This is a genomic window from Mesorhizobium sp. P2_D1, assembly GCF_056404455.1.
Map to the genome: position 1 here is coordinate 85378 of NZ_JBFUDZ010000005.1, position 12567 is coordinate 97944.

The following is a 12567-nucleotide window of genomic DNA, read 5'->3' on the forward strand; positions in this document are numbered from 1 at the left end:
GAGGCACTGCCCCTGGCTTCAGAGCCGCGCCGTGCCGAAAACACGATCCCAGAATATGGACGTGACACCGAAATTGACCGTTTCGTCGACATGATGATGCACGGCGTGACGGCGCTTGAGTGTGTAGAGATAACTCGGATGGGAGGGATGCCAATGATGGATCATGTGATGGACGCTGATGTACCAGAGGTAGCCCAGCATCAGCCCGCAACTTACCGCGCTTGCGGCGGCGAAGCCTGAAATCATCCAGACCGGGAAAAACGCGACCAGCGCATGCACTCCCAGACTGAGCCAGGTCGGCGTGCCCACCGAACTGCGCTCTTCGACATGATGACGATCATGCAGGTCCTTGATGTAGGGAATGTGGTGAAGGACGAACCTGTGCAGGACGTATTCGGTCAGCGTCCAGAGCAAGAGGCAGGCGACGACAGTGACTATCCAGCCCGGCGCATTGTCTTCGCCGGCCTCGATCAGCCCGGCCACTGCCAGCACGGCGATCACCAGCGGGTACGCCACGAAGTCGCTGTAGTAGCCAATAAGCCCGAGTTGCATCGTCACGCCTCATCTAGCCTTCGAGCCGCCAAATAAGCGATGGTCAGATTGCCGGACTCGCGGAAGAGGAGCAATGCAGTCGCACCTGACATAGCGTCGCAATCATTCGGCGCAAGGTCGGCGCCCATGACCAGGGAATCGGTGGACCGCCGCCTTCGCAATCAGCTTTACAAACGGACATTAAAAAATGGCAAAACGTAGTGCGGGGTTGCTGATCTACCGCCAAGACGACGGCGGTCTTCGGGTGCTGCTGGTTCATCCGGGCGGACCGTTCTGGGCGAAGAAGGACGATGGCGCGTGGTCGATACCGAAGGGCCTCGTCGATGAGAACGAGGACGAGTTGACGGCGGCGCGACGCGAGACCGAGGAAGAGCTCGGCATCAAGGTCGATGGTCCCTTCACGCGGCTCGGCGACTACAGGCAGCCGGGTGGAAAGATCGTCGTGGCGTGGTCCGTCGAGACGCGTATCGACATCGATGTGGCAGCCATCAGGAGCAACACCTTCACCATGGAGTGGCCGCCAAGGTCGGGATCGATGAAGGAATTCCCGGAAGTCGACAGAGCCGGCTGGTTCGCCTTGCCCGAGGCCGAGGTCAAGATCCTCAAGGGGCAGCGACCGATGCTGTCGGATCTTGCCAGGCAAAAAGACGCCGAATGATGATCGCCGGCGGTGCGGCCCTTATAGCGCGCCGCGCTTTGAGGCTATGTTTTATGCATGTCGTTGTCCCAAGACCGGGACCATTTTTGGGCGACCTGCATCAGGCCGCGGACTCTTAAAGGCGAAGCGCCAATCTGATGGCCGCCAAGGCCAAAACAACTCCCCGCGCACGCGAGAACAATCACTAACGCCGAATGTCGCAATTGAGCGCCAGCTCGGCGTATCTCATGGCGACTCTCTCACTGCTCCCGGTACAAATTATTGGTCTGGTCAGTTGACTCAAGGAGAATTTGCATGCGCGGTCATTGCTTATGTGGCGCTATTGCTTTCGAAGTCGATGGCCCGGCACAAGCATGCGTGAGCTGTCATTGTGAAAGTTGTCGGCGCCAATGCTCTGCGCCGATGACCACCTACATTGGCGTCCTGGACAGCCACTGGCGATGGCTGGGCAAGCCACCGAAGGTATTCAACTCTTCTCCCGGTGTGGAAAGAACATTTTGCGATGAATGTGGCTCGCCGCTGTCCTTCCGCTCAAAGAACATGTCCGGTGTCATGCATTTTTTTGCCGCAGCGATGGAGGAGCCGGGAAAATTTGTACCCACGCTGCATGTCGCTTTTGAGGAGAAGCTCCCTTGGTTGAAACTCGCCGACGGCCTGCCGACACGGTTTGGGCCTGACTATACGAAAAACTAGTAAGGCAGGCCGACATAGTTCTCGGCGAGCGCAGTCGACGCTGCACGCGAGTGTACGAGGTAGTCGAGCTCGGCCTCCTGGATGCGCTGGCCGAAATCGCCGGTGTCGGGAAAGCGGTGCAGCATCGTCGTCATCCACCAGGAGAAGCGTACCGCCTTCCAGACCCGTGCCAGCGCCTTGCCTGAATAGGCGTCGATGCCGGCCATCGATTTGTCGCGGTAGAAGTCGCGCAAACCGGCAAACAAGTAGCGCACATCGCTGGCGGCGAGGTTGAGGCCCTTGGCGCCGGTCGGCGGCACGATGTGGGCGGCGTCCCCGACCAGGAACAGCCGGCCGAAACGCAGCGGCTCGGCAACGAAGGAGCGCAGCGGCGCGATCGACTTCTCGAAGGACGGACCGGTGACGACGCTTGCCGCCGTCTGCTCCGGCAACCGGCGACGCAACTCGTCCCAGAAGCGGTCGTCGGACCACGCCTCGACGCGGTCGCCCTCGGGGCACTGGACATAGTAGCGGCTGCGATGCGTCGAGCGCATCGAGCACAGCGCAAAGCCCCGCTCGTGGTTGGCGTAGACCAGTTCGTGATCGGCCGGCGGCACTTCCGCCAGCACGCCGAGCCAACCGAACGGATAGTGGCGCTCGAAGGTCTTCAGCGCGCGCTCAGGCACCGATTTGCGGCTGACGCCGTGATAGCCGTCACAGCCTGCAATAAAATCGCACTCGATGCGATGGGTGACGCCGTCCTTGTCATAGGTGGCAAAAGGCGCCTTGCCGTCGAAATCGTGCAGCGTGACGTTTGCCGCCTCGTAGATCGTGGTCAGTCCTGCCGCATCGCGCTTGTCCATCAGATCATGCGTCACTTCGGTCTGGCCGTAGACGGTGACATGCCTGCCGCCGGTCAGCGCCTCGATGTCGATGCGGTGCAGGCGTCCGTCGAAGGCGAGCGAGATGCCGGCATGCGGCAGCCCTTCGGCGTGCAGCCGTGCCGCGGCACCCGCTTCCTCCAGCAGTTCGACGGTACCCTGTTCGAGCACACCGGCGCGCACGCGGCCGAGCACATGCTCGCGGCTGGCGCGCTCCAAAATGACCGTCTCGATACCGATCGTGCAAAGAAGCTGGCCGAGCAGCAGGCCGGACGGTCCTGACCCGACGATGACGATCTGCGTGCGCATCAGCGTCCCAGGCTTTCGACCTGCCCGGCCAGTTCGGCGGCAAGGCGCATCGACGCGGCTGTCGCCACCACCATCTGGGGCAGCAGCAGCCATTCCAGCGTCCAGGCCGCGCCCGAACGCTCCTGCTCATGCACCACGGCCTGATGCATGCCGGAAAGCTGCGTGGCGTTGAAACGGGCCAGCGCCACCAGCGCCTCGGCCTTTACCGGATTCTGCTTGTGCGGCATGGCCGACGAGCCGCCACCGCCCGAAAACCCGATATCGGTGCCGCCTTGCGCCATCAGCGCGATGTCCTGGCCAAACTTGCCGAGGCTGCCCGTCACCAGCGACAACCAGCCGGCGAAATCGGCGAGCGCGTCGCGCTGGCTATGCCATTGCGGCGCATCGGCAAGGCCAAGCTTTGCCGCAAGGGCCGCGCGCACCGCCGGCCCCTTGTCATCCAGCTTTTCCAGAGTGCCGGCCGCGCCGCCGAACTGCACCACCAACAGGCGCCTCGACTGTTCCGACAATCTCTGCTGATGCCGTTGCAGCGGCACGCGCCACGCCATGATGCGATCCGCCACCTTGATTGGAACCGCCGGCTGCATGCGCGTCATCCCCGTCAGCGCCCTGCCCCCGAAGCGCTCTTCGAGTGAGGCGAGGCGCATGCCGGTTTCGGTCAACAGGAGGCTGAGATGTTCGACGACGGATTTGAGCCGAAGCATCAGGCCTGTGTCGACGACATCCTGGCTGGTCGCGCCAAAATGAACGGAGGCACCATGCGGTTCGCCGGCCGCTGCCCTGATCTGGCGCACCAATTCCGGCACGATGACGCCGTCCCTGGCGACACCGGCGCGCAACAAGGCGGTGTCGGGCCGGAATGTGCTGAGCCCCGCCACGATGGCTGCTGCCGCCTCCCCCGTGATCAGTCCGTTTTCCGCCTCCACGTCCGCCAGCGCGCGCTCGAAGGCGAGCATCGCCTCGATTTCCGCCTCGACGGAAAAATGCCGGCTCGCTTCCTCGTCGCCGAGAAGAGCGGAGAGCAATGGATGGTCGAAGGGCGAAACGGTCATGGCGCGGGCCTCCTAGCTGTCGAAGAAGACCGTTTCCTTCTCCCCCTGGAGATGGACGTCGAAGACATAGATATCGCCGGTGCGCTCGGCGATCAGCGTCGGTACACGAATGCGGTGCTCGATGCGCGCCAGGATCGGATCCTGCGCATTGGCCTTCTCCTCGTCGGAAAAATAGAGCCGTGTGTGCAGGCCGAGATTGATGCCACGGGCAACGATCCAGAGCGTGATATGCGGCGCCATCAGGCGGCCATCGGCGAAAGGCACGCGACCCGGCTTGATGGTGTCGAACGTGCACAGGCCGGTGTCCATGTCTGTCGGGCAGCGGCCCCAGCCGAAAAAGTTCGGATCGGCCGTGCCGCGCAGTTCCGCCGGCGAATTGTAAAGCCCGTCGGCATCCGCCTGCCAAATCTCGACCAGCGCGTCCTTGAGCGGCGTGCCGGTGCCGTCGAGCACGCGGATGCGCAGGCCGATGCGCTCGCCCTTGGTCTTGTCGTTGACCATGGTCGCACCAAGATCGCTCGCATAGACGCCGCCGATGCCGCAGAAATTGGGCGTCAGCCCGATATGGACGTAGGGTCCCGCGGTTTGCGAGGGGCTTTCCCTGAGCCGGTCGAGCGACTGGGCCATCAATTGCCCTCCAGCCTGTTTTCGAACAGCGAGGAGCGGCGCCCGCGCAGCACGATGTCGAACTTGTAGGCGCGCGCGTCGAAGGGGATCGTCGATTGCATGTCGAGCGCGGCGATCAGCGTTTCGATCGCTGCCTTGTCGGGAATGCCGCGCGCGATGGGGCAGTGCCAGATCAGCGGGTCGCCCTCGAAATACATCTGCGTGATCAGCCGTTGCGCGAAGCCATGGCCGAAGACCGAAAAATGGATGTGCGATGGCCGCCAGTCGTTCGGCCCGTTCGGCCAAGGATAGGGACCGGGCTTGACGGTGCGAAAGGCATAGCCGCCATCCTCACTGGTGATGGCGCGGCCGCAGCCGCCAAAGTTCGGGTCGAGCGGCGCCAGGTAGCCGTCCTTCTTGTGACGGTAGCGGCCGCCGGCATTGGCCTGCCAGAATTCGAGCAGCGCGCCGGGCACGCCAACGCCACGTTCGTCGAGCACCCGCCCATGGACGATGATGCGCTCGCCGATGGCCCTCTCGCCGGGTCTGGCGAAATTGTGGATCAGGTCGCCATCGAGTTCGCCGAGCATAGCGTGACCGAAGACCGGCCCTGCAATCTCCGACAGCGTGTTATCGAAGGCGAGCAGCGCCTTCTGCGGCGAACGCAACACGGAAGTCTTGTAGTTCGGCGTCAGCGCCGGCGGATGCCAGGTCCGGTCGCGCTGGAAAAAGGCGCCGGTCTCGGGCTTCCGGTTCGATCCGGACTCAGCGGGCATTCTTGGCTCCGTCCATTTCCGAAAACACGTCCTTGGCGATCTTGAAGGCACGGTTGGCGGCCGGCACGCCGGCATAGATGGCGACATGCAGGAACGCTTCGCAGATGTCGTCGCGCGAGGCACCGGTGTTGGCGGTGGCGCGCACATGCATGGCGACCTCCTCATCATGGCCGAGTGCTGCCAGCAACGCCAGCGTGACGATCGAGCGCTCGCGCTTGGTGAAGCCCGGCCGTGCCCACACCGTCCCCCAGGCGGCCTCGGTGATCAGCTCCTGGAAAGGCTGGTCGAAACCGGTGGCGGCGACCTCGGCCCGGTCGACATGCGGATCGCCGAGCACGGACCGCCGTACGCCAAGGCCCGTGCGATATCTGGCGGTGTTGCCGGGGACTTCATCCATGGGTTTCGGCTCCAAGGGCAAGCGATGCGATAAAATGGCGGATCAGGGCGACAAGTGCTTCGGGCTGTTCGACACAGGGAATATGTCCGGCGTCGCGGATGATCTCGAAGCGCGCGCCGGGAATGAGAGCGGCCAGCGAGCGGACAAGATCGGGAGGCGTCGAGCCGTCCTGATCACCGGCGATGCAAAGCGTCGGTACGGAGATACGGCGCGCGGCCTCGCTGAAATCGGCGTCGCGAACGGCCGCGCATGTCCCGAGATAGCCGGCGAGCGCCTGCCTGGTCAGCATGTTCCAGTAGCCGTCGAGCTCGGCTGAACGCGTTGCGTGGAAGCTGGGGGTGAACCACACTTTGAGCACCCCATCGGCAATCTCCTGGATCCCTCTGCTTTCGACCGTTGCGATGCGCGTGTTCCAGCTGTCCGTCGTGCCGATCTTGTGGGCCGTGTCGCACAGGATCATGGCCTCGACGATCTCGGGTCGCCTGGCGTAGAGGCCTTGCGCGACCATGCCGCCCACCGACAGGCCGCACAGTACGACCTTCTCCAACCCGAAATGATCGAGGAGCGCCGAGAGATCGTCGACATGATCGTCGATCGACCTGATGTCGCCGATGTCGGACAGGCCGTGGCCGCGCTTGTCATAGACCAGCAAAGGCATTTCCCCATCAAGAGCCGAGACAATTTCGTCCCAGATCCGGAAGTCGGTGCCGAGCGAATTGATGAACACGATCGGGCGCGCGCTGCCGTTCGCCTCGACGTGACGGTGGTGCAGCGTGATGCCGCCGATGGTGACGAATGGCACGATTTCGATCCTCCATCTCCACATTGCACAAGGCATTTGGTTCGGTAAAATGATATTTTGCGCCGTTTCATTAACTTAGGGGTTATCAAATCCATGTCCGAGAGCCGCATCCGGTTCCGTCACCTGCAGGCATTCCTGGAAGTTGCACGGCAAGGAAGCGTGGCGCGAGCGGCCGATTTGCTGCATGTCAGCCCACCGGCGGTGACCAAGACGTTGCGCGAACTGGAAGAGGCGCTCGGCGTGGCGGTGGTCGAACGCGATGGCCGCGGCATCAGGCTGACGCGCATCGGCGAGATCTTCCTTCGCCATGCCGGCACGGCGATCACGGCGCTCAAGCAAGGTGTCGATTCCGTCCGGCAGGATGGGGCGGTCAACCGGCACCCGATCCGCATCGGCGCGCTGCCGACAGTGTCAGCGCGGGTGATGCCGCTCGCCATGACCCTGTTTCTCAAGGAGGGCACCGGGGCGGCGATCAAGATCGTCACCGGCGAGAACGCGGTGCTGCTCGAACAATTGCGCACCGGCGCGCTCGATCTCGTTGTCGGGCGGCTGGCAGCGCCGGAGAACATGACCGGCTTCTTCTTCGAGCACCTCTACTCCGAACAGGTGCTGTTCGTGGTGCGAGCGGGACATCCGCTGCTTGATCCCGGGCAGGACGTGTTCGCGCGCCTCGACGAATTCCCGATGCTGATGCCGACGCGGGAATCCGTCATCCGTCCCTTCGTCGACCGGCTGTTCATCACCAACGGCATGACCGCGCCGGCAACCGAGATCGAAACCGTCTCGGACTCGTTCGGTCGCGCCTTCCTGCGGCAGAGCAATGCCGTCTGGATCATTTCGGCCGGCGTCGTTGCCAATGAACTGGGCAGCGGTGCCTTCGTCGCCTTGCCGGTCAACACCGAGGAAACCAAGGGCCCGGTCGGCCTGACCATGCGGACGGATACCGCGCCCTCGCCGGCCTTCTCCATCCTGCTGCAGACCATCCGCGAAGCGGCAAGGCAAGGCAGCTGACGTCTCGGACATTCCAACCGGACGTCGTCTCGGCCGGGCAGTTTCCTAACCCAGGGGTTAATGAAACACCGCAAAATATCATTTTACCGAACCAAACCGGTGGTGCACTGTGACGATGGAGGAGCCACAGAGGGAGGAAAATATGACCCACGCCATTGGCAGCAGATCCACCATTCCGGGCCTATCGCGACGCCAGTTCATCGCCACATCGATTGCCGGCGGCGCAGCGCTCGCGCTTGGCGGCCGCGGCGCCTTTGCTCAAGCAGGCGACACGCTCAAGGTCGGCTTCGTCAGTCCGCGCACCGGGCCGCTCGCCGGTTTCGGCCAGACCGACGGCTACGTGCTCGATCTGGCCCGCAAGGCGCTGGCCGGCGGCCTCGACTTGGGCGGCAAGAAGTACAGCGTTGAAATCCTCGACCAGGACACGCAGTCCGACCCATCGCGCGCCGGCCAGTTGGCCAAGGACCTGATCAACAACCAGGCCATCGACCTGATGCTGGCCGTGYCGACGCCCGAGGTGATCAACCCGGTGGCCGACGCCTGCGAAGCCGCAGGGGTGCCGTGCCTGTCGACAGTCATGCCTTGGGAGGCCTGGTATTTCGGCCGCGGCGCAAAGCCCGGTGCACCCTCGCCGTTCAAATGGACCTATCATTTCGGCTTCGGCGTCGGCGAGTTCTTCAAGACCTACATCTCGCAATGGAACCTGATCGAGACCAACAAAAAGGCGCGCCAATCTGGCGCCGCTGCTGGCCAAGCAAGGGTTCACCATCGTCGATCCCGGCGCCTATGAAACCGGCACCACCGACTATTCCTCGCAGATCGCGCTGTTCAAGCAGGAAGGCGTCGAGATCTTCAATTCCTTCCCGATCCCGCCGGACTTCGCGGCGTTCTGGCGACAGGCGGCACAGCAAGGGCTGATCAAGCAGATCAAGATCTGCCAGGTCGCCAAGACCGGCCTGTTCCCATCCGACATCGAAGCGCTCGGCGATCTCGGCATGAAGATTTCGAGTGCCGCCTACTGGCACAAGGCCTTCCCCTACAAGTCGCCGCTGACCGGCGTTTCGGGAACCGAGCTGGCCGACGGCTACGAGGCGGCGAGCGGCAAGCAGTGGACGCAGCAGCTTGGCGCCTCGATGTCGTTGCTCGACGCCGGCTTCGTAGCGCTGAAGGCAAGCAGCGACGCCAAGGACAAGGCCGCGGTGGCCAAGGCGCTGAGCCAGCTCAAGACCGAGACGATGATCGGCAAGGTCGACTTCACCAGCGGCCCGGTTGCCAATGTCTCTCCCGGCCCGATCATCGGCACGCAATGGGTGGCCGCCAAGGAAGGAGCCAAGTTCCCGCTCGACTATGTCGTGACCGAGAATGCCACGGACCCGAAAGTGCCCGTCGAAGCCAAGCTTGTGCCTTACAACGGCTGATGGACCGCTGACGAGGATCGCCTGGTGACCCATCCGCAAAAACAGGCGATCCTCGCCGCCGCCGCTATCCACAAGCGCTTCGGCGCACTTGTGGTGCTGGATGCCGTCGACTTCACCATGGCTGCCGACGAGGCGGTCGGCATCGTCGGCCCGAATGGTGCAGGCAAGACGACACTGCTCAGCGTGCTTGCCGGGGCTTTTCCACCAAGCTCGGGCACGGTCAGCTTCAAGGGCGGCGATGTGACGCCGCTGTCGGCGACGCAACGTTGCCGGCTCGGCCTGGTGCGCACGCACCAGGTGCCAAAACCGTTCAGCGGCATGACCACCTTCGAGAATGTCTTCGTCGCCGCCTCGCACGGCGCCGGTCTCGGCCGCGACGAGGCCTATGAGGAGGCGCTCGGCTCGCTGAAACTGTGYGGCATGCTGGGCGTTGCCAACCGCCGCGCCGAGACGCTCGGACTGCTCGACCGCAAGCGGCTGGAACTGGCAAGGGCGCTTGCCGCAAGACCGACGCTGCTGCTGCTCGATGAGATCGGCGGCGGCCTGACCGATGGCGAAGCCGGCGAACTTGTCGACACGATCAAGGAATTGCGCCGGCGCAAGATCGGCATCGTCTGGATCGAGCACATCGTGCATATCCTGCTGCAGGTGGCCGAGCGGCTGATCTGCATGGATGCCGGCAAGATCATCGCCGATGGCGAGCCGCAAGCGGTGATGGCCGACCCTGAGGTCGTGCGTGCCTATCTCGGCGGAGGCCCGAAATGAGCCTGCTGTCGGTCGAGAACCTGGTTGTCCGGCATGGGCTGCTGCAGGCGGTGCGCGGCGTGAGCTTCACGATCGAACGCGGCGAGACGCTGGCGCTGGTCGGTGCCAATGGCGCCGGCAAGACGACGCTACTCCGGGCCATCGCCGGGGCGCATCAGCCGGCCGCCGGCCGCGTGCTGCTCGACGGCGCCGACCTCACCAGCGTGCCGTCCCACAGGCGCGTCGGGATGGGCATCGCGCTGGTGCCGGAAGGACGAAAACTGTTCGTGCAGATGACGGTCGAGGAGAACCTCCTGCTTGGCAGGACCGTCGGCCGGCCGGGCGACTGGAGTGTCGACAAGGTGCTCGAGATGTTCCCCAACCTCAAACCGCGCCGCCATGCCAGGACGGGCCACCTCTCGGGCGGCGAGCAGCAGGCGACGGCGATCGGCCGGGCCTTGATGAGCAACCCGGAACTGCTGTTGCTCGATGAGGTTTCGCTCGGCCTGTCGCCGCTGATCGTCGACCGTGTCTACGCCGCGTTGCAAGGGCTGATCGCTTCAGGCACGACGATCATCCTGGTCGAACAGGACCTCAACCGGGCGCTCGCTGTATCCGACAGGGTCATCTGCATGCTCGAAGGGCGTGTCGCGCTCGAAGGACCAAGCAAGGAGGTTTCGCGCGACGAGGTGACGAAGGCCTATTTCGGTCTGCACCGGAAAAGCACCGGAAGCGTTCCGGCATGAGCAACCAGATCATCCAGGGCATCCTTCTCGGCGGCTATTACGCGCTGATCGCCTGCGGCCTGTCGTTCATGTTTTCGGTGATGCGCATCATCAACCTCGCGCATGGCAGCCTTGCGGTGCTTTCCGCCTATGCGCTGTGGTTGCTGGCCTCGCGATTCCACGTCTCGCCCTTTGTCGGCCTGCTCATTGTGCTGCCATTGATGGCGGCGATCGGCTGGGCGCTGCAGCGCTTCCTGCTCGAACGCAGCGCGCGCGGTGGAGCCCTGCTGCCGATCCTGACGACGTTCGGCCTGGCCATCGTCATCGACAATCTGTTGTTCGAGCAGTTCGGCGCGGATACGCGTTCGCTGGCGCCCTATATCGGCAGCCTGTCCTATGATTCCTGGGAATGGCCAGGCAGCATCTATGTCGGCAAGCTCGCGGTGATGATGTTTGCCACCGCAATTGTCCTGCTCGGCGGGCTGCAATTGTTCCTCACGCACACCAGGCTTGGCCGCTCGATCCGCGCCACCTCGGAAGACCCCGATACGGCCGGCCTGGTCGGTGTCGATGCCCGCCGCGCCAACGCCATTGCCGCGGCCATCGCCATGGTCACGGTTGGCCTTGCCGGTGCGTTCCTGGGCATGCGCGCTACCTTCGATCCCTATGCCGGGGCGCCGCAATTGCTGTTCGCCTTCGAGGCGGCGGTGATCGGCGGCGCCGGTTCGCTGTGGGGAACGCTGATCGGCGGTATCGTGCTGGCGCTTGCCCAGACGCTCGGCGCACAGGTGCATCCGCAGGGGTTTCTGATCGGCGGCCACGCTGTCTTTCTCGTCGTGCTTTTCGTGCGGCTGTCCGCGTCCGGCCTCGGCCTGCGCGGCCTGCTGCGCCTCGGGAAGACGTCATGAGTGCTCCCGCCGCCATGCCTGTCATCGAGCGCGGCACGGCGACATCGCGGATTGCCGCGATGGCCGTCGCCGTCATCATCGCCTTGCTTGCGATCGCGCCGCAGTTCCTGTCGGCCGGTGCGGTCGACCGCATGACCGCACTGTTCATCTATGTGATCCTAGCGGCGATGTGGAATGCGCTGGCCGGCTTCGGCGGGCTGGTCTCGGTCGGCCAGCAGGTGTTCTTCGGCCTCGGCGCCTATTTCGCCATCCGGCTGGCCGATGCGGGCCTCAACCCGTTCCTGGCGCTGTTCGCCTCCGGACTTGTCGTTGGCGTGGTGTCTATCCCGCTCTCGCTTTTCATGCTGCGGCTGAGAAATGGCGAATTCGCCATCGGCATGTGGGTGATCGCAGCACTCACGCATCTCTTGGTCAATCTCGACCGGCTGGTGCAGGGCGAAACCGGCACCTCGCTGATCTCGCTGAATGTCTACGACGCCGGCACTAGGCGAGCGACGATCTACTGGCTGGCGCTGGCCTCGATGACCGCGCTGCTTGCCATCCTGTTTGGTCTGCTGCGCGGCAGCACCGGTGCCGCGATCCGGGCGATCCGGGACAATGAGGACGCCGCCGCCTCGGTCGGCGTGCGCGTCACCGGCACCAAGCGGCTGCTGTTCGTGCTTGCCGCCTTCGGCATCGGCATTGCCGGTGCGCTGTGGCTGGCGACCTCCATCACCTTCCAGCCGAAGACCTACTTCAACGTGCAATGGACCGCCTACATGATCTTCATGGTGCTGGTCGGCGGCATCAGCACTTTCGAGGGCGCCATTCTCGGCGCGCTGGTGTTCTTCCTCATCGAGACATGGTTCGGCGGCACCGGTGTCTGGTATCTGGTCGGGCTTGGCGCCACGGCGGTGCTGTTCTCGCTTTTCCTGCCGCGCGGCCTGTGGGGGACGATCGAGGAGCGCTTTGGGCTTCGCCTGCTGCCGGTCGGTTATCGCGTCAGGCTCGCGGCGGCCTCCGCAGATGACGACGCGACGCCACAACAAACCAAGATGCATCAGGAAAAGGCATGAC

Annotated in this window: 14 protein-coding genes and 1 pseudogene; 8 read left to right on the plus strand and 7 right to left on the minus strand. The window is 63.9% G+C overall.

Annotated features, from left to right (window positions below):
• Window positions 1-18 precede the first annotated feature (18 nt).
• Window positions 19-552: a sterol desaturase family protein gene (locus AC1D0I_RS06670; RefSeq protein WP_477393868.1), complete on the minus strand. Its 534-nt coding sequence runs from the start codon at window positions 550-552 to the stop codon at window positions 19-21.
• 187 nt (window positions 553-739) lie between these two features.
• Between AC1D0I_RS06670 and AC1D0I_RS06675 the strand changes: the two genes are divergently transcribed.
• Together AC1D0I_RS06675 and AC1D0I_RS06680 are read left to right on the plus strand one after the other, a co-directional pair.
• A complete protein-coding gene (locus tag AC1D0I_RS06675) occupies window positions 740-1210 on the plus strand; it encodes an NUDIX hydrolase (RefSeq protein ID WP_477393870.1) in 471 nt (156 codons plus the stop codon).
• Window positions 1211-1504: 294 nt separating this feature from the next.
• A complete protein-coding gene (locus tag AC1D0I_RS06680) occupies window positions 1505-1903 on the plus strand; it encodes a GFA family protein (RefSeq protein WP_477393872.1) in 399 nt (132 codons plus the stop codon).
• Here the strand turns inward: AC1D0I_RS06680 and pobA are convergent.
• From pobA to pcaD, 6 genes are read right to left on the minus strand one after another with little or no spacing between them, the layout of a single operon-like run.
• Window positions 1900-3072, minus strand: a complete 1173-nt coding sequence (gene pobA / locus AC1D0I_RS06685; RefSeq protein ID WP_477393874.1) for a 4-hydroxybenzoate 3-monooxygenase — start codon at window positions 3070-3072, stop codon at window positions 1900-1902. The genes AC1D0I_RS06680 and pobA overlap by 4 nt on opposite strands.
• Entirely contained in the window at window positions 3072-4124 is a 1053-nt protein-coding gene (locus AC1D0I_RS06690) for a 3-carboxy-cis,cis-muconate cycloisomerase (RefSeq protein ID WP_477393876.1), read from the minus strand. The genes pobA and AC1D0I_RS06690 overlap by 1 nt, the downstream gene beginning before the upstream one ends.
• Before the next feature lie 12 nt (window positions 4125-4136).
• On the minus strand, window positions 4137-4751 hold the full coding sequence (pcaG, locus tag AC1D0I_RS06695; protein ID WP_477393878.1) for a protocatechuate 3,4-dioxygenase subunit alpha: 615 nt from the start codon (window positions 4749-4751) through the stop codon (window positions 4137-4139).
• Entirely contained in the window at window positions 4751-5506 is a 756-nt protein-coding gene (gene pcaH, locus AC1D0I_RS06700) for a protocatechuate 3,4-dioxygenase subunit beta (RefSeq protein ID WP_477393880.1), read from the minus strand. Before pcaH ends, pcaG begins: the two co-directional genes overlap by 1 nt.
• Window positions 5496-5903, minus strand: a complete 408-nt coding sequence (pcaC, locus tag AC1D0I_RS06705; protein WP_095080935.1) for a 4-carboxymuconolactone decarboxylase — start codon at window positions 5901-5903, stop codon at window positions 5496-5498. The genes pcaH and pcaC overlap by 11 nt, the downstream gene beginning before the upstream one ends.
• Window positions 5896-6705, minus strand: coding sequence for a 3-oxoadipate enol-lactonase (gene pcaD / locus AC1D0I_RS06710; protein ID WP_477393882.1), 810 nt, complete (start codon window positions 6703-6705; stop codon window positions 5896-5898). The genes pcaC and pcaD overlap by 8 nt, the downstream gene beginning before the upstream one ends.
• 93 nt (window positions 6706-6798) lie before the next feature.
• Here pcaD and pcaQ point away from each other — a divergent pair, with 93 nt between their 5' ends.
• The 6 genes and pseudogenes from pcaQ to AC1D0I_RS06740 all read left to right on the plus strand — a co-directional run bounded on the left by pcaQ (window position 6799) and on the right by AC1D0I_RS06740 (window position 12566).
• Window positions 6799-7716, plus strand: a complete 918-nt coding sequence (gene pcaQ, locus AC1D0I_RS06715) for a pca operon transcription factor PcaQ (protein ID WP_477393883.1) — start codon at window positions 6799-6801, stop codon at window positions 7714-7716.
• A 142-nt stretch (window positions 7717-7858) separates the two neighbouring features.
• A pseudogene (locus tag AC1D0I_RS06720) lies at window positions 7859-9134 on the plus strand (ABC transporter substrate-binding protein).
• 21 nt (window positions 9135-9155) lie between these two features.
• The gene (locus tag AC1D0I_RS06725; RefSeq protein ID WP_477394030.1) at window positions 9156-9899 is read left to right on the plus strand and encodes an ABC transporter ATP-binding protein; all 744 of its coding nucleotides are present in this window, start codon (window positions 9156-9158) and stop codon (window positions 9897-9899) included.
• Window positions 9896-10624: an ABC transporter ATP-binding protein gene (locus AC1D0I_RS06730; protein WP_477393885.1), complete on the plus strand. Its 729-nt coding sequence runs from the start codon at window positions 9896-9898 to the stop codon at window positions 10622-10624. The genes AC1D0I_RS06725 and AC1D0I_RS06730 overlap by 4 nt, the downstream gene beginning before the upstream one ends.
• Window positions 10621-11511 carry a branched-chain amino acid ABC transporter permease gene (locus AC1D0I_RS06735; RefSeq protein ID WP_477300842.1) on the plus strand — a complete coding sequence of 297 codons (891 nt, stop codon included), beginning with the start codon at window positions 10621-10623 and terminating at the stop codon, window positions 11509-11511. The genes AC1D0I_RS06730 and AC1D0I_RS06735 overlap by 4 nt, the downstream gene beginning before the upstream one ends.
• Window positions 11508-12566 carry a branched-chain amino acid ABC transporter permease gene (locus AC1D0I_RS06740; RefSeq protein ID WP_477393886.1) on the plus strand — a complete coding sequence of 353 codons (1059 nt, stop codon included), beginning with the start codon at window positions 11508-11510 and terminating at the stop codon, window positions 12564-12566. The genes AC1D0I_RS06735 and AC1D0I_RS06740 overlap by 4 nt, the downstream gene beginning before the upstream one ends.
• The last annotated feature ends 1 nt before the right edge of the window (window position 12567 follow it).